This is a genomic window from Burkholderia sp. BCC1644 (assembly GCF_902833225.1).
In the GTDB taxonomy this organism is placed as follows: Bacteria; Pseudomonadota; Gammaproteobacteria; order Burkholderiales; family Burkholderiaceae; genus Burkholderia.
In genome coordinates this window covers 268,135-291,121 of sequence record NZ_CADFEI010000009.1, presented here as the reverse complement: position 1 = coordinate 291,121, position 22,987 = coordinate 268,135, and the positions used below count along the sequence as shown (strand labels likewise).

The window sequence follows — 22,987 nt, the reverse complement described above, 5'->3', positions numbered from 1 at the left end:
GATTCGCCGGTAAAAATGTTTGCCGTTTCAATCCGTCATCGCTGGACCTGCGGTGATATTCCCGCAGGCGAATGCCTGATTCCCGCTATTCCCGTGCCGGCGCGTAAGTGAACATTCACTGTCGCGCAATCGCGCTTGCCGCGAGCGCAAGCGGTTCGCAATTTTTTTCGATTTATATAACGCTATTCTCGCCCTGCTCATTATCGAAGGCATGCCGTACGTAATACCGACTGCGCCAGATGATTCAGGGGAAGAATTTACGCATTGCGGATTTCAAGCCATCTGGCCGGCCGACCCCTCATGTGAATGTTTGCATCATTCAGGAGAGCATCCGTCATGGTCGCCAGAAAACGAATCCAGGCTGCGCTTCTTGCCGCAGCGATCGCCGCGATCGCACCGGCCACGCACGCCGGCAATACCACCGACTGGCTGGCGAATACCTACGGCACGCTCGCGGCGCACGTCGGCAACGTCGCGCGTGCGATGTGGGTCGCGCCCGAAGGCGTGATCTACACGGCGTCGATGTGGGACGAGGATGAAGGCGGCGTGGCGATCTACCAGAACGGCAAGAGCATCGGCTCGATCGGCACGCATTCGGAATTCCAGGGCAGCGCGATCACCGGTAACGCGACCTCGCTGTTCGTCGCGCTGCAGCCCGGCAAGACGTACGGCAGCGGCGCGGTAGGGCGCTACAACCGCGCAACGAAGTATCGCGACCGCGTGATCCAGATCAGCGCGGCAACCAACCAGCCGCGCATCGACGTCGTCACCGGGCTCGCGACGGCCGGTTCGCTGCTCTACGCCAGCGACTTCTACGGCAATCGCGTGCGCGTATTCACCACCGACGGCGTGTGGCAGCGCGACATCAATGTGTCGGCGCCGGGCGCGCTCGCGGTGGACGGCGCGGGCAACGTGTGGGTCGCGCAGAAGGGCGCGGGCTCGATCGTCGGCTTCAGCCCGGCGGGCGCGCTGCTGAACACGATCCGGATGCCGGCCGGGTCGCAGCCGTCGGCGCTGTATTTCGATGCGGCGGCCGCGCAACTGCTGGTGGGCGATGAAGGCCCCGACCAGAACATCAAGCGTTATACGGTGGCGGGCCGGCCGGCGCTCGCCGGCACGTTCGGCGTGCGCGGCGGTTATCTCGACACGACGACGGGCATCAAGGGGCAGGTCGGCGCGCAACGCTTCACGCGGATCGTCGGGATCGGCAAGGACACCGGCGGCAACCTTTATGTGCTCAACAATCCGTGGGGCGGCAGCTGGGATCTCGGCCGCAACGGCGCGACCGACATTCATGCGTACAGCAGCACCGGAAGCCTGCGCTATACGCTGCAGTCGCTGAACTTCGAAGGCATCGCGGCGCCGGACCCCGTCACGGACGGCGCGCTGTTCTATGGCGGCACGCATGTGTACAGCGGAACCGCGGGCGGCAAGTTCGTCGCCAACACCGTCGATCCGTTCGCGTACCCGTCGGACCCGCGCATCAACATGAGCGATACGCAGCGCGACGAGCACTTCGGGCTGCTCACGTCGGTGGGCGCGAACCGGATCCTCGTCGCGGCCGGCCAGAATCCGCCCGTCTTCTACTTCTACCATTTCAATGCGGCGAACGGCTATGTCGCGATTCCGGACGGATCGATTCCGGGCCCCGCGTTCAACACGACGCAGCGCGTGACGAGCGGCTTCAGCATCGACAGCAAGGGCGGCGTGTGGGCCGGCCTCGACAAGACCGGCGCGATCACGCACTACCCGCTGATCGGCTTCGACGCGAACGGCAAACCGTCGTGGGGGCCGGGTGTCGCGACCCGCATTCCGGCCAGCATCCTGCCGCTGACGCGCATCGTCTATCTCGCGGACAGCGACACGATGGTGCTCGCGCAGGGGGCGGTCGGCAGCAACGACTGGACGTCGATCGGCACGCGTATCGAGGTGTACCACGGCTGGAGCGCGGGCAACACGACGAAGCCCGATCCGGTGATCACGCTGCCGCACAGCGGCGCGAAATCGATCGATGCGGTCGGCAATCACCTGTTCGTCGGCTACTGGTTCAGCAGCAGCGGGCCGCTGTGGCCGAACGTCGACGCGTTCAACCTCACCACCGGCAATCTCGACACCACGCTGGTCAACGCGAGCCCCGCGACCGTCGATACGAGCAGCGCGATCGACGCGATGTACAGCATCCGCGCGTATCGCCGGTCGAATGGCGAGTACGTGGTGATGAAGAACAACGTGAAGGGCAACAGCATCACCGTGTACCGGTGGACGCCTTGACCCGCCGAACGGGCGGCCGCCTCGGGTAGCGGCCGGACTCGCGAAGTCGTGACGGCAATCGACGCGCTTTCGCGAGATGGCCACGCCACACGTTCGCAATGAACGGCGCGTGCAATGCGCGCCGTGCCGCGTTGCGCGGCGCGTCCCAACCTCCCGACGCGGAAATGCGGTTCCGTGCACAATGACAGCGGCACACGCGGACGCTGCGTGTGCGTGCACGATGAACTGGCGCGGCATGCTCCATGCCGCGCTTTTTACGCTCGAAGCGACGATAACGATGAAGATGAAGACGACACCGAACCGCCTGTTGCTGATTGCCGCGCTGGCCGGCGCACTGAGCGGTTCCGTTTACGCGCAGACGGCCGCGACCGTCGCGACCGTCAACGGCACGCCGATCACGCAGACCGACGTCGATACGCTGCTGCGCGCGTCCGGGCAGCCCGACTCGCCGCAGGTCCGCCAGGCGATCAAGAACCAGCTGATCACGCGCGTGCTGGTGCAGCAGGCGGCCGAGAAGGCGAACTACGGCGACAAGCCCGAAGTCAAGGCGGCGGTGCAGCAGGCGAAGGCGACGGCCGAGGTGCAGCTGTACCTGCGCGACAACGTGAAGCCCGAGCCGGTGACCGACGAGCAGGTGAAGGCGCGCTACGACGCACTCGTCGCGACGCTCGGCAAGAGCGAATACAAGCCGCGCGTGATCGTCGTCAAGGATCCGGTGACGGCCGCGACCGTGCTGAGCGAGCTGAAGGCCGGCAAGTCGTTCGACGGGCTCGCGCGGCAGTACAGCATGGCGCCGAGCCGCGACAGCGGCGGTGAGCTGCCGTGGGTGAGCTTCAACACGCCGGCGGCGGAAGGCAAGACGGGCGGGTTGCCGCTGCCGGTCGCGCAGGCGCTCGAGAAGCTGACCGTCGGCGCGGCGACGAAGGATTCGATTCCGGTCGATGGCGTGCGGGCGATCGTGAAGCTGGATGCGAAGCGGCCGACGCAGGTGCCGGGTTTCGAGGCCGCGAAGCCGGGGCTTCAGCAGCAGCTGCAGGCAATCGCGGTCGAGAAGGCGAGCGCGCAGATGATCGGCAATCTGCTGAAGGACGCGAAGATCACGCAGTAATCGTCATGCGGCGGCGTCGCAACGGCGCGCCTCACGCGCGCCAGATCATGCTCGCGCTCGTGTCGGTTTCCGACGCGAGCCGGAAGCCGAGCCGTTCGTAGAGCCGCCGCGCCGGGTTGCCGTGCAGCACGCTGAGCGATACCGGCACGTGCTCGCGCGCGGCGTCGGTCAGCAATGCGTTCAGCACGGCCTCGCCGATGCCGCGGCCCTGGTGCGCGGGGAGGATCTGGATCTGATGGACGTGCCATTCGCCGGCGGCGCGCGTCACCTTCAACAAGCCGATGGCCTCCGCGCCTTCGCAGACGATCATCGCGTCGTCGAAGTGCGCGCGGATGCGCTGGTCGTGCGCCGCGTCGTCGGTCGGCGCGCCGACGCGTTGCAGGTGCTCGGTCATCGTCAGTCGACGGAGCGTCAGCAGGAACGGGAGGTCGGTGGCGGAGGCAGGACGCAGATCGATCGCCGGTTTCATGATGGATGACGGGTTGCGTTGGGCATCGGGGCTTCGACGCGGATCACAGGCCGGGTAACTGAATCTGAAGGCCGGCCGGGCGATGTTCGAGGACATCCGTGACTTCATATTCGGTTTTTGCGCCGTCCGAAGTTTGCCATTGCTGCATACGGACATTGCACAAGAGCACATCCCCCTTGCTGAAACTGATCTGGCTGTTGTTCACGCGCGACAGGAAGCCGGCGTCCGTGATTGCCGCATGAATCGTCGACGTGCCGTCGTACAGCCGCCATTTGTTGTCGTCCTTGAACGCGAGCGACACGATCGAGAACGCCATCTTGCGATGCTCGTCGAGCAGGAGCGTGTCGGTTGGCTCGGGTGCGCGAAACCACGCAATTTCGTGGCGGGCGACCGTCTCGAACACTTCCGTATCGGTGCCGGCCGCGAAAATCTCGACGCCTTCACGCGCGAGCGGCGCCAGGACCTGTGCGGTTGCGTGGCGAACGCGGACGTCGCGCAGCAGCGTGAGGACGGGCAGGTCGATCTCGAGTTCGTCGCCCTCGACCTGCAGCACCGCGGTGTGGTCCTGCATTCGCACCTGCCGGATCTCGCGCCCGCGCAGCCATTTGAGGACGGCGAAGAGCCCCTTCCTCGCCTTGGGCGCGGCGATGCCGAGCGCGGTCAGGATCGTGACCGCATTGGCGAGCGCCGTGCCTTCGTTGCCGCTCGGCATGTCGCGCATGCGGCCGGGCAGTGAGGTCGCGAGCGTGAAGTCGATACCGAAGCTGCCGGTCTTGAAGCTGTCGCGCACGTTCACCTGCGGCCGAACCTGATCGCCGCACAGTGCGCGCGTCGATGCGTCGAGCAAATCGCCGAATGCAAGCAGCGCGGGCGCGAGTTCGCGCACGTCCATCTCGGACGATTCGAGCGCGGGCCCGTCGTACGTGACGCGAAATCGGCTCATGGCATCGAAGGGGCCGATGTCGGCCGGACCGGGGCTGTTTCCATTACGTGTGGTCATGTGGAATGCGGGCTGGAGACGTGGACGATACCCGAAACGAACGCTTTCGGATGCCTTTCATGGTAGGGGCGAACGACCGGATGCGTGCGATTTTGGCCATCTGGACAAGACGGCATACGGTCGTGTCCCGATAGCGTCCGGGAAGCCACGAACTTTTCCGATACTTTCCCGGTCACACTCGCCAGCCTGCGGGCGTGCCGGCGCCCCGAACGTGCTTCCGGCCCCGGTATTCCCCCACCCACCCCATCCGCATATCATTCGCACATCGCGCACCTGCAGGCCGCAGGCGCGGCACACAGGGATTCTCGATGGACACCAAACGATCGCGGCCGGGGCTCGTCGCCGCGCTGCTCTGGGCGGCGCTGTATCTCGCGACCGGCTACATCTCGCACGAGTTCAACGGCCCCGTCCGGCTGACGGGCTACATCTGGCTGCCGGCCGGCGTCACGGTCGGCGCGTTCATGCTGCGGCCGGCGCGCGACTGGCTGACGCTGGCCGGCGCGTTCCTCGTCGGGCAGCTCGCACTGACGGCGCTCGAACACGGCAGCCTCGTCAATGCGGTGCTGTTCACGATCGACGAGGTCGGCGCGGCCGCGCTCGCGGTCTGGCTCGTGCAGCGCGTGCGCTTCTCGCTCGAAGGGCTGTACTTCCTGCGCTCGGTGATCCTCGCCGGGTTGATCGCGGGCGTCGTCGGCGCGATCGGCGGCGCGGCGTGGTACACGACGGTCAAGGGCGCGCCGTTTTTCGACGTGTGGTCGGTGTGGGCCGCATCCGATTTCGTCGGCGTGCTGCTGGTCACGCCGGTGCTTGCGTCGTGGTCGCGCTTTCGCGCGCACCGCTCCGGCGACCACGAGCGCTTCGACCTGGTGCTCGGCATGGTCTCGTTCGCGCTGGTCGTGGGCGCCGCGCTCGTGATCTTCGACGGCGACACGTCGCAGAAATTCGGCACGGGCGCCGGCTTCGCGCTCACGTACATTCCGCTGTTCCTGACCGTCGCGGTGACGCTGCTGCTCGGCGGTCGCGCGGGCTCGTCGTCGGTGCTGGTGCTCGCGCTGATCGTGATCGAGCAGACCGCGCAGGGCGACGGCCCGTTCGCGTCGTTCCACGAACACTACGGCAGCGCGCTGCTCGAAGCGCAGCTCTATCTCGCGGTCGCGTCGCTGCTGGTGCTGACGGTCAGCACGCTGAAGACGACGCGCGAACGCGTGCACGAGCATGCGGCGGTCCTGCAGAACAACATGGAGCTCGCGCTCGCGAGCGCCGGCCAGATCGCGTACGTGCTCGATCCGGAGTCGGGCCGGATCGACTGGAGCGGCGACGTCGAGCGCGTGTTCGGCGTCGGCGTCGATGCGTCGCAGATCGCGAGCGTGCCGCTCGTGCTCGAACGCGTGCAGCCGGGCGACCGCGAAGCACTGAGCGACTACTGGAACGCGGAGATCGCCGGCGAGGATTGCGCGTCGCTGTCGCTGCGCATCGTGCTGCGCGACGGCGGCACGCAGACGATCACCGACCACGGCGCGCCGCTGCTCGATTCGAACGTCGACGTGACGGTGGTCGCGGGCGTCTGGCAGATCGAGCGCGTGTGGCCGTCGGACGAATGAGCGGGCAAGTGTCATGACGGGCCGCACGGGCGTCCTGCTGATCCACGGGCTCGGCGGCACGCAATACGATCTCGGTTCGCTGCACAAGGCGATGCGGCGCGCGGGCGCCGACACGCACATGATCACGCTGCCGGGACACGGCACGCGCCCCGAGGACCTGGTCGGCGTGCGCGCGGAGGTGTGGCTCGATGCCGTGACCGAACAGTATCGCGCGCTGGAACGCGAGTACGACACGCTGCATGTCGCGGGCATGTGCATGGGCGCGCTGGTCGCACTGCTGCTGTGCCACCGCGTGCAGCATGCACGCGGCCGGCTCGCGTTGCTGGCGACGCCGGTGTTCATCGACGGCTGGTCGACGCCGTGGTACCGGTCGTTGCGGCATGTGCTGTACCGCGTGCCGGGTGTCGCGGAGCGGATGCGCGTCGAGGAAGGCGATCCGTTCGGCATCAAGAACGCGACGATCCGCGCGATCGTGAAGAAGAAGTTCGAGCGGCAGGACAGCTTCCACTACGCGTGGGTGCCGCTTGCCTGCGTGCGGCAGGTCGACCGGATGCGCGACTGGGCGCTCGAGGCCGCGCCCGGCACGCCGTGCCCGACGCTCGTGCTGCATGCGCGCGAGGACGAACTGACGAGCCTGCGCTCGGCCGATTTCCTGCTGGAGAAGATGCCCGACGCGCGCGGGATCGTGCTCGAAAACAGCTATCACATGATCTGCGCGGACAACGATCGCGACGACGTCGCGCGGCACGTGCTCGAATTCTTCGGCTTCGATCCCGTGCATGCGGTGAGCCCGGCGATGGCGCGCAGGATGGGGCGGCCGGAATCCTGACTGCGGACTACGTCGCTTCCGGCCGGCGGGCGAGCCGCTCGCGGATCTCCGGCGACGCCAGGCAGGTCGCCACGGCTTCATAGCCGGGTGCGCCGGGGTAAGGCGCCACGCGTGAAGGCGGGCTGTGATTGGCCGGGCACAACAGGATGGTTTCGTCGGGGCCGACTGCGGACAGATCGAGGATCGCGGACGAGCGCGTGAGGAGAAACAGCGGGCGCATGCCGGCGGCTGCGCATTCGCGCAGATGCGCGATCAAGGCCAGTTGCGTGGGCCGGTCGAGATCCTGTTCGATCATGTCGACGACCCGCGCGTGCGGGCCCTCCGCTTCGAGACCGACGAGCAGCGCGGTCAGCGCTGTCGACGACGTTGCGCCTCTGGCGGTGAGCGAGGTCAATGTGCGGTCGACCCGCGACTTCAGCGCAGGATCGGCGCGCAATGCCGAGTGTGCCGCCGCACAATCGCTTTCCAGCCGATCGAGCCCCACGAACACGGCGCCGGGCAGCGCGTCGGCCAGCCGAAGCGCGAGCCGCGTCTTGCCGCTTCCCAGCGAGCCGATGATGTAGTTCAGCGGCCGGATGTCACGACACTCGAACCACTCGCCGCCCCACGGCCACGGCAGGTTGAATGCGACACCGGCGCCCGTATCGTCGAGCAGCCTTGCGAGTTCGCCATCGGCCGGCATCCGGCCGCGCGCGAGGCCGGCGCGGATCACGCGTACCCGGTCGACCTTGTGCACGAGATCCTGAATGCCGTGGTCCAGCACCGCTTCGTGAGCGGCCAGCGCGTCGTCCAGGCTGCGCGCGTCGCCGTCGAGCACGCTCGCCACCTGCGCGAGACCGAGGCCGAGCTTGCGCAGCGCCGCGATGTGGGCGGCGCGGGCGAGATCGTCCGGGCCATACGCGCGGTATCCGGCCGGCGTACGTTCGGGCGTGACGAGGCCGTGCCGCTCGTACAGCCGCAGCGCCTTGATCGAGACGCCGAGACGCGCGGCGGCGGCCGATGCGTTCAAACGGGGCGTGGACGTGCCCATCCGTCACCTCTCTTTGCTGTCGATTCGTTGCGGTCAGCATAAAGGCGATCCCAAGGGCCGGGTCAAGCGCGATTGCACGCCGGCTCAGTTGGCGTCCGCGAACTCGTCCCGCAGCGCGCGATATAGCCGCCGATATCGCGCGAGCCGGCCGGCGAGCAGATCGACCGACGCTGAATCGGGCGCGACCGTCTCCGTCACGGGCGGGGCGACACAGACTTCCTCGAGCGTGTCGTCCGTCGCCGCCAGTCGCGCAAGACGCGCGGCGCCGAGGGCTGCGCCGACCGCGCCGTCCGCATGGCGCTGCATCGTGAGCCCGGTCGCGTTCGCACACAGCCGCGCCCAGAACGCACTCTTCGATCCGCCGCCGATGAACGACACCGCGTCGAGCGTCGTGCCGGCCGCGCGCAGCGCGTCGTAGCCGTCGGCCATTGCGAACGCGACACCCTCCATCACCGCATACGCGAGGTCGTTCGCATCGTGCTCGTTGGACAGCCCGAAGAACACGCCGCGTGCATGCGCGTCGTTGTGCGGCGTGCGTTCGCCGCCGAGATACGGCAGGAACAGCGGCGCACGCGCCGGCTCGGCGCGTTCGGCACGCGCGGCCAGCGCGCCGGCGGTCGTGCCGTGCGCACGCGCGAGCCAGTCGAGGCTCGCGGCCGCCGACAGGATCACGCTCATCTGGTGCCAGCGTCCTTCGACGCAGTGGCAGAACGCGTGCACGGCGGCATCCGGGTTCGGTGCGAAGCGGTCGTTGCCGGCGAACAGCACGCCGGACGTGCCGAGCGACAGGAAGCCGCTGCCGGCGCCCGTCACGCCCATGCCGATCGCGGACGCGGCGTTGTCGCCGGCGCCGCCGGCAATCGTCACGGGCCCTGCGATGCCCCATTCGTGCTGCAGCGTGTCGCGCAGCTGCGCGGCGGGCGCATTGCCTTCGACGAGGCGCGGCATCTGCGCGCGCGACAGCTCGGTCGCGCCGAGCATCCGGTCGGACCAGTCGCGGCGCGCACAGTCGAGCCACAGCGTGCCCGACGCGTCGGACAGGTCGGACACGAATTCGCCGGACAGGCGCCAGATCAGGTAATCCTTCGGCAGCAGCACCTTGTGCACCGCGCGGAACACGGCCGGCTCGTACTTCGCGAGCCACAGCAGCTTCGGCGCGGTAAAGCCGGGCATCGCCATGTTGCCGGTGATCGCGCGCGATTCCGGCACCAGCGCCTCGAGCTCGACGCATTCGGTGCCGGCGCGCGTGTCGTTCCACAGGATCGCGGGGCGCAGCACCTGGTCCGCGCGATCGATCAGCGTCGCGCCGTGCATCTGCCCGGACAGCGCGATGCCGCGCAACGCGGCGAAGCCGGCCGGGTGCGCGGCGCGCACCGTCGCGATCGCGTCGAGCATCGCGTGCCACCATGCCTGCGGGCTCTGCTCCGACCAGTGCGGATGCGGGCGGCTGATCGACAGCGTGGCCGAGCCGGTCGCGAGGGGTACCGAACGGGCGTCGGTGAGAAGAACCTTGACCTCGGACGTGCCGAGATCGATACCGAGAAATGTCACGTATGAAGCGTCCTGTCTGGGGTGCGCGGCGGCGCGCGTCGCGGGGGCGGCGCGTCGTCGCGGCCGTGCGGTTCGTTGAGCCGGTGCAGCGCGCGGAACCTCGACGGCGGCACCTGCTTCATCGCGAGAAACTGACGGTTGAAGTTCGACAGGTTGTTGAAGCCAACCCGGTAGCAGATGTCGGTCACCGTCAGGTCGGAAAACATCAGCAGCTCGCATGCCTCGTTGATGCGCAGCCGGTTCAGGTAGCGCACGAACGACGAGCCGGTATGGCGGCGGAAAAAGCGCGTGAAGGTGCTGACGCTCATGCCGGCGAACGCGGCGACGTCGGTCTCGCGCAGCATGCCGGGCAGGTTCTGCTGCAGGTACGACAGCACCTGGTTGATGGTCGACGACATGTAGTGCTGCGCGTTGCTGCGGTAGCCGGGGCCCGCGAGCACGCGCCGCTCGCGGCACGACGACAGCCGGTCGAACAGCGACATCAGGATCTCGACGCGCCGGCAGCCGTGCGCGTTCGCGAGTTCGAGCATCAGCGGCGCAACCTCTGCGCCGACGCGGTCGGGAAACTGCACGCCGCGCGCCGCATCGTCGATCAGGTCGATCACCGGCTGCAACTCGCTGAACGCGCCGACCATCTTCTCGATCGCATCGCGCGAGAACTGCAGCACGACGTCGCGCGACAGCACGCGTTCACCGTCGGCGAGTTCGCTGACCCAGTTGTGCGGCAGGTTCGGCCCCGTGACGATCAGGTTGCCGGGGCCGAAATCGCCGATGTGGTCGCCGACGAACACCTTGCCGTGCGATGCCTGGATCAGATGAATCTCGTACTCGGGATGAAAGTGCCACTTCGCGACCGAATGCGGGTAGTCGTGGACCCACGCGCGGAACGATTCGTCGCGGTGGGTGGGAACGATCTCGAGATCCGGGTTCATCGTGTGCTCCGTCGGGCGTGCCGGCGTGCTACGAACGGGACATCGACCAGCCCGTCGCGGCAGGCGGCGTGGCGCGCGTCGCGGCCGCCGGCAGCGCCGCCTGCGCGATCGGGTTCGCGTCCGGCAGCGCGACGTTGCGCTCGGTGCCGGCGTCGAACAGATGCAGGGCTTCTTCGTCGAAGCGGAACGCTACCACGGCGCCCGGCGCCGGGGCCATCGGGGCCGGCACGAGGGCCGCGCACGGCTGGCCGTGCCAGTCCAGCGTGACGAGCGCCTCGGCGCCGAGCAGTTCGACGAGTTCGACCGTACCGGTCAGCGCGAGCGTTCCCGGGGTCGGATCGCCTTCGGCGACGAGCCGCAGGTGGTTCGGCCGGATCGCGGCCTTCACCTGCTGGCCGTCCTGCAGCCGCGCGAAGCGCGATGACGCGAGCGGCCAGCGTGCGCCGTTGCAGTCGAGCAGCACGTTCTCGCCGACGCGCTCGATCGTGCCATCCGCGAAGTTCATCGCGGGCGTGCCGACAAATCCGGCGGCGAACACGGTGTGCGGCTGGCCGTACAGCTCGGCCGGCGAGCCGATCTGCTCGATGTGGCCGCCGCGCATCAGCACGACGCGATCCGCGAGCGTCATCGCCTCCAGCTGGTCGTGCGTGACGTACAGCGTGGTCGTCTTCAGTTGCCGGTGCAGCCGCTTGATGTCGCCGCGCAATTGCGTGCGCAGCTTCGCGTCGAGGTTCGACAACGGCTCGTCGAACAGGAACACGGCCGGCGTCTTGATCATCGCGCGCGCAATCGCCGCACGCTGCTGCTGGCCGCCCGACATCGCGCGCGGGCGGCGCTCGAGCAGCGCGTCGAGGCTCAGGATGCGTGCGACATCGCGCACGCGGCGGTCGATCTCGTCGGCCGGCACTTTCAGGCGTCGCAGGCCGAACGCGATGTTGTCGTACACCGTCATGTGCGGGTACAGCGCATAGTTCTGGAACACCATCGCGACATTGCGCTCGCGCGACGGCAGGTCGTTGACGACGCTGTCGCCGATCACGAGCTCGCCGCCGGTGATCGCTTCGAGGCCCGCGATCATCCGCAGCATCGTCGACTTGCCGCAGCCGGACGGGCCGAGCAGCACGATGAATTCGCCGTCGGCGATCTCGAGATCGAGCGGGTGCAGCACGGCGGGGCCGCCGTCGTAGTGCTTCGACAAAGCCTTGCAGGTGATCTGGGCCATGGTTTAGTCCATTTCGATCTGAATCTTGACGTCGCGCGGGTGGCCGCTGGCCGCTTCCTCGAACGCGCGCACGCCTTCGGAGAACGGGAACGTGCGCGAGATGAACGGCTTCACGTCGATCGCGCCGGACGCGATCAGCGCAAGCGCGCGCGGGAAGATGTTCGCGTAGCGGAACACCGATTCGATGCGGCCTTCCTTCGCCTGCAGCGCGACCACGTCGAGCGGCACGGGGGCGACCGGCATGCCGATCAGCACCGCGCAGCCGCCCGGGCACATCAGGTCGACGAGGTCCGCATACGCGTTCGCGCTGCCGCTGGCCTCGAACACGACGTCCGCGCCCCAGCCGCCGGACGCTTCGGCCACCGCGTCGGCGAGCGGCCGCGTGCGGACGTCGACGGTCGTGACGGCCGGGTTGCCGGCGAACAGCGCGAGCTTGTCCGGCACGACGTCGGCGAGGATCACGCGCGCGGCGCCGCCCGCGAGCGCGGCGAGCGCCGTCATCGCGCCGATCGTGCCGGCGCCGATCACGACCGCGAGGTCGCCCGGCTTCATCGCCGCCTTCTTCGCGGCCTGCAGGCCGATCGACAGCGGCTCGACGATCGCGCCTTCCGCGAACGACACGTTGTCCGGCAGCCGGTAGGTGAACGCGGCCGGATGCACGACGAACGGCGTCAGGCAGCCGTGGATGGGAGGCGTCGCCCAGAAGCGCACGTCGGGGTCGAGGTTGTAGAGCCCGCGCAGCGTCGCGGGCGAATCGAAGCGCGGTACGCCGGGTTCCATGCACACGCGATCGCCGACGCGCAGGTGCGTGACGCCGGCGCCGGTCTCGACGACGGTGCCGGAGGCTTCGTGGCCGAGCACCATCGGCGCGTCGACGCGGAACGGGCCGATCCCGCCGTGAACGTAGTAATGCACGTCGCTGCCGCAGACGCCGACGGTATGCACCTTGATCCGGACGTCGCCGGGGCCGACCGCCTGCGGCAGGTCGATGTCGCGCAGCGCGAGCTCGCGCGTGCGTTCGAGTACGAGCGCTTTCAACACATCCTCCTTATTTTCCCTTGACCATCGAATTGAGCAGGCGGCTCAGCATGCCGACGAACACGAGCGGCGGCAGCGCGAGCAGCACCGTCGACGCATTGATCACGCCCCACGGCACTTCCTGGCCGAGCGACGTGAACGCGGAGGCAACCACCGGCAGCGTCGCGCTGCGCGACGACGTCAGTGCGAGCGCGATCATCAGTTCGTTCCAGACCAGCACGAAGCTGAATACGATGCCGCCGAGCAGCGTGCTCGCGCACACCGGCAGCGCGATATGCCAGAACACCGCGTACGGGCCGTAGCCGTCGAGCGCGGCGGCCTCCTCGATCTCGCGCGGCAGCCGGCGAAACACGGGGATCGACAGCCACGTGATGGTCGACAGCGTGACGAGCAGGTACGTGACGATCATTGACAGCTTCGTGTCGTACAGCCCGAGGTCGACCCAGATCGCGATCAGCGGCAGCGCGACCGCGACGGGCGGCAGGAAGCGCAGCGACAGCAGGAAGAACTGGATGTCGCGCTTGCCGCGCACCGGGTAGCGTGCGATCGCGTAGGCGGCCGGCACGCCGAGCACCGCGCCGATCAGCACGGCCGCGCCGACGATCGCGATGCTGTTGCCGAGCCCGATCAGCACCTCGGGGCTCGACAGCACCTGCTCGTAGTTCGCGAGCGTCGGCGTGAAGATGAAGCGCGGCGTCGGCGTGACGATGTCGAGCAGGTGCTTGAGCGAATTGAGCACGGCCCAGAACAGCGGGAACGCGGCGACGAGCAGGATCGCGCCGGCGATCACGACAGTCGATGCGGTCGAAACGGTCGCGGCGGGGCCGCGGCGGGCCATCCGGCGAGCCATCAGTCGTCCCATTTGTTGACCCTCTTCCAGATGAGCGTGAAGACGAGCGTGGTCGCGACCATCATCAGCACGGCCATGCCCGACGCATAGGAGACCTTGCCGGCGAGGCCGATGCCCTGCTGGTACGCGTAGAGATCGAGCGTTTCGGTCGCGATGCCGGGGCCGCCCTTGGTCATCACGTAGATCAGGTCGAACGAGCGCAGCGACTCGACCATCTTGATGAACACGAGGCTCACGAGCGGCGCCTTCAGCATCGGCAGCGCGATGTATGCATGCACCTGCCATGTCGTCGCGTAGTCGAGCCGCGCGGCTTCGAGCGGCTCGGGCGGCAGCGTCTCCAGCAGCTTCAGGATCACGACCGCGAAGAACAGCCCCCATTGCCACACGTCGACGAGCGCGACCGCGTACAGCGCGAGATGCGGATCGGCGAGGAACGCGGTGTTCTCGACGCCGAGCGTGCCGAGCAGCCAGCTCAGGATGCCGGTGAGCGGCGCGTACATGAACTTCCAGATGAACGCGGCCGATACGCGCGGCAGCAGCACCGGCATGATCAGCACCAGCGACGCGAAGCGGCGCCAGCGGCCATGCACGCGCTCGAACAGGAACACGGCGAGCGCGATCCCGACCAGTACCGCGCCGGCGACCGTGACGACTTCCCACAGCACCGACACCTCGATCGCGTTCAGGAAGCGCCGGTCGGATGCGAGCCGGATGAAGTTGCGCAGGCCGACGTATTCGCTGTCGGGGTAGCGCAGCACGCGGTTGCGCAGCGCGAGGTTGATCGCGGCGACGGTCGGGACGAGGCTCAGGACCGCGAGCAGCGCGAGCGTCGGCGCGAGGAATACCCACGGCAGGCTCGTGCGGTCGCGGCGCGCACGGCCGTGCCGCGCCGAAGGGGTGGAAGGGGGCGGGCGGACGCCGAGCGCGCGTCCGCCGGCGCCGTCATTTGCGAGCGCCATGTTCGAGCGCATCCTTCGCGTACTGGGTCGCGTCGTCGAGCGTGCCGCGCGCGTCGGCCTGCGTGCCGGTGAACACCTGTTCGAGGGCGATGCCGAGGTTGTCGCCGATATCCGGCCATTGCGGCGTGCGCCAGATCGTCACCTGCGTGACGGGGTTGGTGTCGTTCAGCCCGGCCTGGATCTGCGGCGCGACGTGCTGCTTGAAGTACGGGCTGCCGATCGTGCTCGTGCGGTTGTAGTCGCTGAACACGCCGCTGCGCAGCCGCGCCTGTTCCTGGTCCTTGCTGGTCGCCCACGCGATGAAGCGGCCGGCGGCCATCCGCGTGCAGTCGTCCTTCGCGCCGACCGCCGAGATCGCGAAGCCGTGACCGTAAGCGGCCGACGGCAGCGGTGCGGGCGGGCGCGTGTAGCCGACCTTGCCGGCCACGCTCGACTTGCTCGCATCCTCCATCCAGTCCGCGAACGGCGTCGATTCGATCATGAACGCGACCTTGCCCGAGCGGAATGCTTCGAGCGCGTTGCTCCAGTCGTAGGTCGCGGCGCCCGGCGGCGCGTACTTGAACAGGTCGCTGTAGAGCTGCGTGGCCTTCACGGCGGCCGGCGAGTTGAACGTGGGCTGGCCGCCCTTGTCGGTCCATGCGCCGCCCATCCCGAGCATGAACGGCGACCAGCGCCACACGTTCATCCCCGAGCCGCGCTGGCCGCGCGCGACCCAGCCGTACAGTTTTGGCGGCGCGTTGAGTTTCTTGATCGCGGCGACGAGCTGGTCGAGCGTCTTCGGCACCGGGATGTGCGCGGCGTCGAGCAGGTCGCGGCGGTAGAACAGGAAGTCGCCGCCGCCGATCAGCGGCGCGAAGTACGCGACGCCGTTGTAGCTCGCGACCGCGCGGCGGCCCGGCAGGAAGTCGTCGTAGTCGTGTTCCTTCGGGTAGTACTTGAGGAGCGGCACGATCCAGTTGGCCGACGCGAATTCGGCGACATTCGCCTCGTCGACGTAGTAGATCTGGTAGGAGCCCGCGCCGGTCGACGCGTCGAGCCGCGATTTCGCCCGGCGGTCGTTCTCGCCGAAATAGCTGATCTCGACCTTGGTGCCGCTCTTCTTCTCGTAGTCGGCCAGCGACTTCTCCATCACCGACAGGCCGAGACTCTTCTGCGCGAGCACCCGAAGGGTCGGCACCTTGCAGGTTTGCGCGGCCGCGACGCCCGGCAGGCAGGCGCCGAGCAGCAGGCCGGCTGCGACGATTCGCATCTTGTTCACCCGTGTCTCCTTGATTCTGCTTGTTCGAATGCCGTCGATGACGACAGGACTCATGGTGTGACGGCGGCGATGCGGGCACCACATCAAAAGAAAACGCGAACCGATACTTTTTGCTCAGGTTCGGTCGTGCGATGCACAAAATGTGTCGGTCGGGCCGCGGCGCGATGCGCCGCCCGATCGACAGGAGGGGATGGGAGGGGAGGGAGAAGGTGGCGCTAGCCGTGCGCCGGCCGGTGCGGCGCGTCGAGCGCGATCCGGTAGACGCGCAGCGCGTTGTCCTGCCAGATTGCACGGCGCGCGGTGTCGTCGAGATGCGTCATCGCGCGCGCGAACGTGCGCAGCAGCACCGGATAGGTCACGCGCAGGCCGGCCACCGGGAAATTGCTCGCGAACAGGCAGCGCCGCCAGCCGAAGATCGCGATCGTGTCGCGGATGATCCGCGCGTTGTCCGCTTCGTTCCACGCCGCGTCGCGCAAGCCGAGTTCGGAGATCTTCACGGCGACGCGCGGCAACGCGGCGAGCGCTTCCATGCCGTTGCGCCAGCGTGCGAGGCCGGCTTCCGAGCGGTCCCACGGCAGCCCCGCGTGTTCGAGCACGACGTCGACGCCGGGGGCGTCGGCGAGCAGCGCGGCCGCTTCGCCGAGATGCCAGAACGGCACGCGCAGATCCCAGCTCAGGCCGTGCGCGGCGAGGCGCGCGAGCGCGGCCGGCCAGCGCGGGTCGTGCAGCGTGCCGGGCCCGTCGACTGCGGCATCGGGCGTGGCCGCGGTGCGCGGCTTGAAGCGCACGCCGCGCACGCGCGGCCACGCGGCCTGTTCGGCGAGCCGCTCGTCCGCGTCGCCGGCCAGCAGGTCGACCCACGCGACGACCGCCGACGGCAACCCGTGCGTTTCAGCGACCTCGTGCAGCCAGCGCGTTTCCGCCAGCGCCTCGTCGTGCGCGCGTTCGGCTTCGACGTGCACGCTGGCGACGATCGGCGCACCTTGCGCCGCGCGGCGGAGATCGTCCACCCCGAAATCGCGGCACAGCGCCGCGTAGTCGCCGAACATGAAGCGCGCCGGATCGTAGTCCGCCTGCAGCCACGGGTAGTGCGCGCCCGCATCGAGCCGCCACAGGTGGTGATGCGCATCGACGAGCGCATCCGGCATGCCGTCCGGCGGCGACCCTTCGTGCATGTCAGCGTGCTCCGGCGAGCACGTACGACGCATCGGGCTCGCGCAGCGTCGCGAGCGCGCCGACGAAGCGCCAGGTATCGAGATCGAGTTCGCGCACGTAGTCGTCCTGGAACGACACGTAGGCGACGCGCCGCGACGGATGGAACGACAGCGCGGTCGGGTTCGCGGGCAGCGCGATGCGCTCGATCTCTTCAAGCTGGCGCGCATCGAACACCGAGATCGACCGTTCGCCCGAATTGGTCAGCAGCAGCAGGTCGCGGCCGTCCGGCGCGCTCGTCCGGTAGATGCGGTTCGGATCGCTGCGGGTCTTCACGCGGCGGCCGCAGGTCATCGTTTCCGTGTCGATCTCGACCAGCGTGTCGTCGCCGCGATTCGCGACGAACAGCGTGCGCTCGTCGCTCGACAGCGCATTGCCTTCGGGGCGCGGGCCGGGCATCACCGCGCGCGGCGCGACCGTCGCGTCGCGTGGATGGAACTGCGTGACCGTGTTCGACAGCAGGTGCACGCCGTAGGCGCGGCTCGCGTCGCGCGTGAGCGTCACGAGGTGCGTCTTCACGCCGCCGGACGGCACGGCCATGTTCGGCACCGGCTGCCGGGTCGGCTCGTCGAATACGAGCAGCATGTCGTGCGCCTCGCTCATCGCGTACAACCGGCCGTCGCGGTCGGTCGCCATCCCGTGCGGCCGGTAGTACGGCCACAGGTCGAGCATGCGCGTGTGCGTGCGCTCGACGAGATCGATCTCGGCGATCCGGTGATCGCCTTCATGACCGCGCGACCACGCGGTTTCGATCCCGAAGATGCCGACGTACGCATGGCGCTCGTTCACGTCGACGGTGAATTCGTGCGGGAAGTTCGGCAGCACGATGTGCTTGAGCGGCGCTTTCGTGTCGAGGTCGTAGAAGCTGAAGGTATGGGCGCATTTCTGCACCAGCAACAGGGTGTCGTTCATGGTGAGTCTCCGTAATATCGTTCGCTGTCCCGCGTATCCGGTATCAGTCCTCGCAGCGCTGCGGCAGCGTCATCGCGAGCACGCCGGCGATCGCGAGCGTGACCGCGAGGCTGTACACGCCGGCCGCCGCGCTCACGTGCTGGGTCAGCACGCCGACCGCATACGGGCCGCAGAAGCCGCCGAGATTGCCGAGCGCGTTGATCAGGCCGCGCGCGCTGCCGGCCGTCTCGACGCTGCAAAGCTTCGGCGGAATCGCCCAGAACACGCCGGCGGCGGCCTGCAGGAAGAAGCCGCAGCCGATCAGGAACGTGAACGACACGGCCATCGATGCATGCGTGAGCACCGACAGCGCGAGGCACGCGGCGAAGCCGACCAGCGGCAGCAGCACGAACAGTCGGCGCTTGCCGGTCCGGTCAGACCAATACGACGTGACGAACATCCCGATCACCATCGCGACATACGGCAGCATCGCGAGCAGACCGATCTTGCCCATCCCGCTGTGCGTGAGATTTTTCAGCAGGGTCGGCAACCACATCGTATAGCCGTAGATGCCGACCTGATAGCAGAAGTTGATCGCGATGAGCAGCCAGATCGTCGGGTTGCGCAGCAGCTCGCCGAACGACGCGGCAGCCGGCGCGCCGGCCGCGCGCTTGCGTTCCTGCTCGTCGCGCAGCGCGTCGAGGATGTAGGCTTTTTCGCGCGGCGACACCCAGCGCGCGGTTTCCGGGCCGTCGTCGGCGAACATCATCCACGCGACCAGGCACAGCAGCGACAGTGCGCCCGCGCTGAAGAACAGGTGACGCCAGTCGTACGCGGCAAGGATGAAGCCGGACAGCGGCGCGGTAATCATGCCGGCGAGCGGCACGAACATGATGACCATCGCGTTCGCGCGGCCGCGCTCGCGATCGGGAAACCAGTGGCTGACCATCGTCAGCACGACGGGCAGCATCCCGCCTTCGGCCACGCCGAGCATGAAGCGCAGCGCCAAAAGTTGCCACGTATGGGTGACGAGCCCGGTCAGCACCGACAGCACGGCCCAGCTCACGAGCGACCACGCGATGAACTTCTTGCCGCTGCCGAGCGCCGCGCGCCGGCCGCCGGGAATCTGCAGGAACAGGTAGCCGAAGAAGAAGATGCCGCCGGCGAGGCCGGCCATCGTCGCGTCCATGCCGAGATCGGCGTTCATCCCGCCGGGCATCGCGAACGCGATGTTGACGCGGTCCATGTAGGAAATGATGCAGGCGAGCAGCAGCGGCGGAATCACGCGCAGCCAGCGGCGGCGCGGAATGGCTTCGCCGGCTTCGTATGCCGGGGTGGCCGGGGTCAACAGGGTCATGGTGTCTCCATCCAGTTTGGGTAGTCGGCCGCGGCGGCCTTCTGATGGGCCGCTGTCTCGCCGTGGCGGGCCGGAGTCGCACCGGCCGCCGATGCGCAACGCCTTGCGGCGTCGCACGTGTGAACCGATCGCTAACGCCCCCAGCGCAGCACGAGCGGATCGAGCCGCCGCGCCGTATCGAGCAGGCCCGCACGCACCTGCGGATGCAGCTCGGGCCACGGCGAGCGCGGCTGGTCGCACGCGATCACGCCGCCTTCGCGCATCAGCGCCTTCGCGGTCAGGAAGCCCGACTGGCGGTTCTCGTAGTTGATGAGCGGCAGCCAGCGCGCGTACTGCTCGACCGCTTCGTCGCGGCGTCCGGCGAAATACGCGTCGGTGATCCGGCGAATCCCGTCGGGATAGCCGCCGCCCGTCATCGCGCCGGTCGCGCCGGCATCGAGATCGGCGAGCAGCGTGATGCCTTCCTCGCCGTCCCACGGCCCTTCGATCGCGTCGCCGCCGAGCGCGATCAGCTCGCGCAACTTCGATGCGGCGCCGGCCGTCTCGATCTTGAAGTACGACACGGCATCGATCTCGCGCGCGAGCGTCGCGAGGAACGGCGCGGACAGCGCGACGCCGCTCGCGGGTGCGTCCTGGATCATCAGCGGAATGTCGAGGCCGTCGGCGGCTTCGCGGAAGAACGCGCGCACCTGTGCCTCGGGCACGCGGAACGTCGCGCCGTGGTACGGCGGCATCACCATCACCATCGCCGCGCCGAGCGCCTGCGCCTGCCGGTTGCGTGCCGCGCAGATCCGCGCGCTGAAGTGCGACGTCGTGACGATCACCGGCACGCGGCCCGCGACGTGCTCGAGCGTGGTGCGCGTGATCAGGTCGCGTTCGTCGTCGCCGAGCGCGAATTGCTCCGAATAATTCGCATGGATGCAGATGCCGTGCGAACCGGCGTCGATCATGAAGTCGAGGCAGCGGCGCTGGCCGTCGAGATCGAGCGCGCCGTGCGCGTCGAAGATCGTCGGCGCGACCGGAAAGACACCCTGGTAGCGTGCGTTCATGGCGGGCCTCACTCGACGATGTCGAACTGGTCGAGGTACTCGGTCTTCAGCGTGAGGCCGAGACCCGGCACGTCGTCACGCAGTTGCACGAAACCGTTCTCGGCCACCGGCTCGCCGTCGAAGATGTAATAGAACAGCTCGTTGCCGACCTCGACGTCGAACATCGGGAAGTACTCGCTCATCGGCGACGCGAGCGTGCTCATCGTCAGGTGGTAGTTGTGCATCTGGCCCGCGTGCGGAATCACCGGCACGCTGTACGCTTCGCACAGCGCGTTGATCTTGTGCGCCATCGTGATCCCGCCGACGCGGTTCGTGTCGTACTGGACGACCGACACGGCCTTGCGGTCGAGCAGCTGCTTGAAGCCGTACAGGGAGAACTCGTGCTCGCCGCCGGAGATCGGAATGCGGGTGAGCTGATTCAGCTCCGCGTAGCCGTCGATGTCGTCGGCGATCACCGGTTCTTCCAGCCAGCGCGGCTGGTATTTTTCGAGCTTCGGCAGGATGCGCTTCGCGTACTCGAGGTTCCAGCCCATGTAGCACTCGAGCATGAGGTCGTTGTCGTAGCCGATCACCTCGCGGATCGCCGCGACCGACTTCAGGTTCTCGACCACGCCCTGCTGCCCGTGCGCGGGCCCGTAGCCGAAACGCATCTTGAACGCGCGGAAGCCTTCCTTCAGATAGCGCTGCGCCTCGTCCTGCATCTCCTTCAGGTCGGTGCGGTAGAGCTTCGAGTAGTAGCAGGGGATCTTTTCCTTGGTGCGGCCGCCGAGCAGCTTGAACACCGGCTTGCCGACGCTCTTGCCGAGGATGTCCCAGATCGCGATGTCGACGGCCGAGATCGCCGCCATGCCGATGCCCTTGCGGCCCCATGCGTGGGTCGCGCGGTACATCCGCTGGTTCAGGTATTCGTAGTCCCACGGGTCCTGGCCGATCACGAGCGGCGCGAGGTACTGGTCGATGATGACCTTCGCGACGTGCGGCGCGAGCGCGACGTTGCCGAGGCCGACGATGCCGTCGTCGGTCTCGACCTCGACGACCGTCCACGCATGGAAGCGGAACGTGCTCATCGTTTCCTGCGGCGCGTACAGCAGGTCCATCGCGTTCGAGCAGAAGTTGCCCTGGGGCGGAACGGTCTTGCCTTTCCACTGGAATACGCGTGCGCGTACGGAACGGATCTTCATGAGGGTGTCTCCGGGATGCGGTGTTGTCGTGTGCAAAGGGGGTGCGAGCGAGGCGTGCGAGCGTCACGCCGAAACAGCGGGGGTGCGGCGCGCGGCGCCCATCCGGCAGGCGATCTGCAGTGCCTGCCAGGTCGCGCCGACGTCGGCCGTGCCGCGGCCCGCGATGTCGTACGCGGTGCCGTGCGCGGGCGTGGTGATCGGCACGGGCAGCCCGCCCTGCACGGTCACGCCGCGCGAGAAGCCGAGCAGCTTGATCGCGATCTGCCCCTGGTCGTGGTACATCGTGACGATCGCCTGGTAGTCGCCGGCCTGCGCCTTCAGGAAGATCGTGTCGGCGGGGAACGGGCCGTGGAACGGCGCGTCGGTCGGCCAGTCGCGCGCCTGCAGCTTGCGCACGGCCGGCTCGATGATGTCGACTTCCTCGCGGCCGCAACTGCCGCCGTCGCCGCCGTGCGGGTTGAACGCGGCGATCGCCACCTTCGGCGCCGCGACGCCGTTCGCGAGCAGCGACCGGTAGATGAGTTCCGAAGCCTGCTCGATCCGCTCGATGCTCAGGCAGCCGGCCGCGTCCTTCAGCGGGATATGCGACGAGATGCGCGCCGTCCACAGTTCGCCGAGCGTGTTGAATTCGCAGAAATAGCCGGTCACGCCGAGCGCTTCGGCGAAGTGGTGCAGCTCGTCGTCGTGGCGTAGCCCGCCGAGCTTCATCGCGTATTTGTTCAGCGGCGCGAAGCAGATCGCGTCGATCTCGCCGGCGAGCGCGGCGTCGAGGCACAGGTCGAGCACGGTCAGTGTCGAGCGGCCGCCGGCCGCGCCGGGCTGCCCGACCGTGACGCCGGCGGGATCGATCGTGTCGATGGCGACGAACGCGGCGCGTGCGGTCGACGGCCGGCCGCGCGCGGCGGCGAGCGACGCGACGGGCTCGACGTCGACCGTGACGCCGGCGACGCGCTGGCCGGCTTCCCACAGCCAGCGATCGCCGATCAGCACGAGGTTCGCGCGGGCGGTCGCGTCGGGGCGGGCGAGCAGTTTCGCGATCAGTTCGGCGCCGATGCCGGCGGGGTCGCCGAGCGTCAGCGCGACGACGGGCAGGGTGGCGGCGGTCGAGGGGGTGTTCATGCGGTGTCTCCGGTGGCGGCGCGTAGCCGTTCGTGTATGGGGTTCATGCTAGGTAGACGG

20 protein-coding genes are annotated in these 22,987 nt (G+C 68.2%); 4 read left to right on the top strand and 16 right to left on the bottom strand.

What is annotated here, in order from left to right; translation table 11 throughout:
• Positions 1 to 336 precede the first annotated feature (336 nt).
• Complete coding sequence (locus HWX87_RS20185) at positions 337 to 2,271, top strand: SMP-30/gluconolactonase/LRE family protein (protein ID WP_176048760.1); 1,935 nt, start codon at positions 337 to 339, stop codon at positions 2,269 to 2,271.
• 277 nt (positions 2,272 to 2,548) lie between these two features.
• Positions 2,549 to 3,379 carry a peptidyl-prolyl cis-trans isomerase gene (locus tag HWX87_RS20180; protein WP_176048759.1) on the top strand — a complete coding sequence of 277 codons (831 nt, stop codon included), beginning with the start codon at positions 2,549 to 2,551 and terminating at the stop codon, positions 3,377 to 3,379.
• Between the two features lie 31 nt (positions 3,380 to 3,410).
• On the opposite strand, the gene HWX87_RS20175 is transcribed toward HWX87_RS20180, so the two are convergent.
• Complete coding sequence (locus HWX87_RS20175; protein ID WP_176048758.1) at positions 3,411 to 3,848, bottom strand: GNAT family N-acetyltransferase; 438 nt, start codon at positions 3,846 to 3,848, stop codon at positions 3,411 to 3,413.
• Positions 3,849 to 3,891: 43 nt separating this feature from the next.
• A complete protein-coding gene (locus HWX87_RS20170; RefSeq protein ID WP_176048757.1) occupies positions 3,892 to 4,848 on the bottom strand; it encodes a hypothetical protein in 957 nt (318 codons plus the stop codon).
• A gap of 308 nt (positions 4,849 to 5,156) precedes the next feature.
• Between HWX87_RS20170 and HWX87_RS20165 the strand changes: the two genes are divergently transcribed.
• Positions 5,157 to 6,449, top strand: a complete 1,293-nt coding sequence (locus tag HWX87_RS20165; RefSeq protein WP_176048756.1) for an MASE1 domain-containing protein — start codon at positions 5,157 to 5,159, stop codon at positions 6,447 to 6,449.
• 13 nt (positions 6,450 to 6,462) lie between these two features.
• Positions 6,463 to 7,278: an alpha/beta fold hydrolase gene (locus HWX87_RS20160; RefSeq protein ID WP_176048755.1), complete on the top strand. Its 816-nt coding sequence runs from the start codon at positions 6,463 to 6,465 to the stop codon at positions 7,276 to 7,278.
• Between the two features lie 7 nt (positions 7,279 to 7,285).
• Here the strand turns inward: HWX87_RS20160 and HWX87_RS20155 are convergent, their stop codons facing one another.
• From HWX87_RS20155 to HWX87_RS20090, 14 genes are all read right to left on the bottom strand, one after another.
• Complete coding sequence (locus HWX87_RS20155) at positions 7,286 to 8,308, bottom strand: MerR family transcriptional regulator (protein WP_176048754.1); 1,023 nt, start codon at positions 8,306 to 8,308, stop codon at positions 7,286 to 7,288.
• Between the two features lie 84 nt (positions 8,309 to 8,392).
• Positions 8,393 to 9,859 (bottom strand): xylulokinase, encoded by a 1,467-nt coding sequence (gene xylB / locus HWX87_RS20150; RefSeq protein WP_176048753.1) that lies wholly within the window; start codon positions 9,857 to 9,859, stop codon positions 8,393 to 8,395.
• A complete protein-coding gene (locus tag HWX87_RS20145) occupies positions 9,856 to 10,791 on the bottom strand; it encodes an AraC family transcriptional regulator (RefSeq protein WP_176048752.1) in 936 nt (311 codons plus the stop codon). Before HWX87_RS20145 ends, xylB begins: the two co-directional genes overlap by 4 nt.
• Before the next feature lie 28 nt (positions 10,792 to 10,819).
• Positions 10,820 to 12,013, bottom strand: a complete 1,194-nt coding sequence (ugpC, locus tag HWX87_RS20140) for a sn-glycerol-3-phosphate ABC transporter ATP-binding protein UgpC (RefSeq protein WP_176048751.1) — start codon at positions 12,011 to 12,013, stop codon at positions 10,820 to 10,822.
• 3 nt (positions 12,014 to 12,016) lie between these two features.
• Entirely contained in the window at positions 12,017 to 13,051 is a 1,035-nt protein-coding gene (locus HWX87_RS20135) for an NAD(P)-dependent alcohol dehydrogenase (protein ID WP_176048750.1), read from the bottom strand.
• A gap of 10 nt (positions 13,052 to 13,061) precedes the next feature.
• Positions 13,062 to 13,889, bottom strand: coding sequence for a carbohydrate ABC transporter permease (locus HWX87_RS20130; protein WP_244137723.1), 828 nt, complete (start codon positions 13,887 to 13,889; stop codon positions 13,062 to 13,064).
• A gap of 11 nt (positions 13,890 to 13,900) precedes the next feature.
• Positions 13,901 to 14,860 (bottom strand): sugar ABC transporter permease, encoded by a 960-nt coding sequence (locus HWX87_RS20125; protein ID WP_244137717.1) that lies wholly within the window; start codon positions 14,858 to 14,860, stop codon positions 13,901 to 13,903.
• Positions 14,844 to 16,118, bottom strand: coding sequence for a sugar ABC transporter substrate-binding protein (locus HWX87_RS20120; RefSeq protein ID WP_176048749.1), 1,275 nt, complete (start codon positions 16,116 to 16,118; stop codon positions 14,844 to 14,846). Before HWX87_RS20120 ends, HWX87_RS20125 begins: the two co-directional genes overlap by 17 nt.
• A 215-nt stretch (positions 16,119 to 16,333) precedes the next feature.
• Complete coding sequence (locus HWX87_RS20115) at positions 16,334 to 17,293, bottom strand: amidohydrolase family protein (protein ID WP_176048748.1); 960 nt, start codon at positions 17,291 to 17,293, stop codon at positions 16,334 to 16,336.
• Position 17,294: 1 nt separating this feature from the next.
• Positions 17,295 to 18,242: a YncE family protein gene (locus HWX87_RS20110; protein WP_176048747.1), complete on the bottom strand. Its 948-nt coding sequence runs from the start codon at positions 18,240 to 18,242 to the stop codon at positions 17,295 to 17,297.
• A 43-nt stretch (positions 18,243 to 18,285) separates the two neighbouring features.
• Complete coding sequence (locus HWX87_RS20105; RefSeq protein ID WP_176048746.1) at positions 18,286 to 19,578, bottom strand: MFS transporter; 1,293 nt, start codon at positions 19,576 to 19,578, stop codon at positions 18,286 to 18,288.
• Positions 19,579 to 19,709: 131 nt separating this feature from the next.
• A complete protein-coding gene (locus HWX87_RS20100; protein ID WP_176048745.1) occupies positions 19,710 to 20,627 on the bottom strand; it encodes a dihydrodipicolinate synthase family protein in 918 nt (305 codons plus the stop codon).
• 8 nt (positions 20,628 to 20,635) lie between these two features.
• A complete protein-coding gene (locus tag HWX87_RS20095; RefSeq protein ID WP_176048744.1) occupies positions 20,636 to 21,808 on the bottom strand; it encodes an L-rhamnonate dehydratase in 1,173 nt (390 codons plus the stop codon).
• 63 nt (positions 21,809 to 21,871) lie between these two features.
• Positions 21,872 to 22,927, bottom strand: a complete 1,056-nt coding sequence (locus HWX87_RS20090) for a 4-hydroxythreonine-4-phosphate dehydrogenase PdxA (protein WP_176048743.1) — start codon at positions 22,925 to 22,927, stop codon at positions 21,872 to 21,874.
• Positions 22,928 to 22,987: the final 60 nt, after the last annotated feature.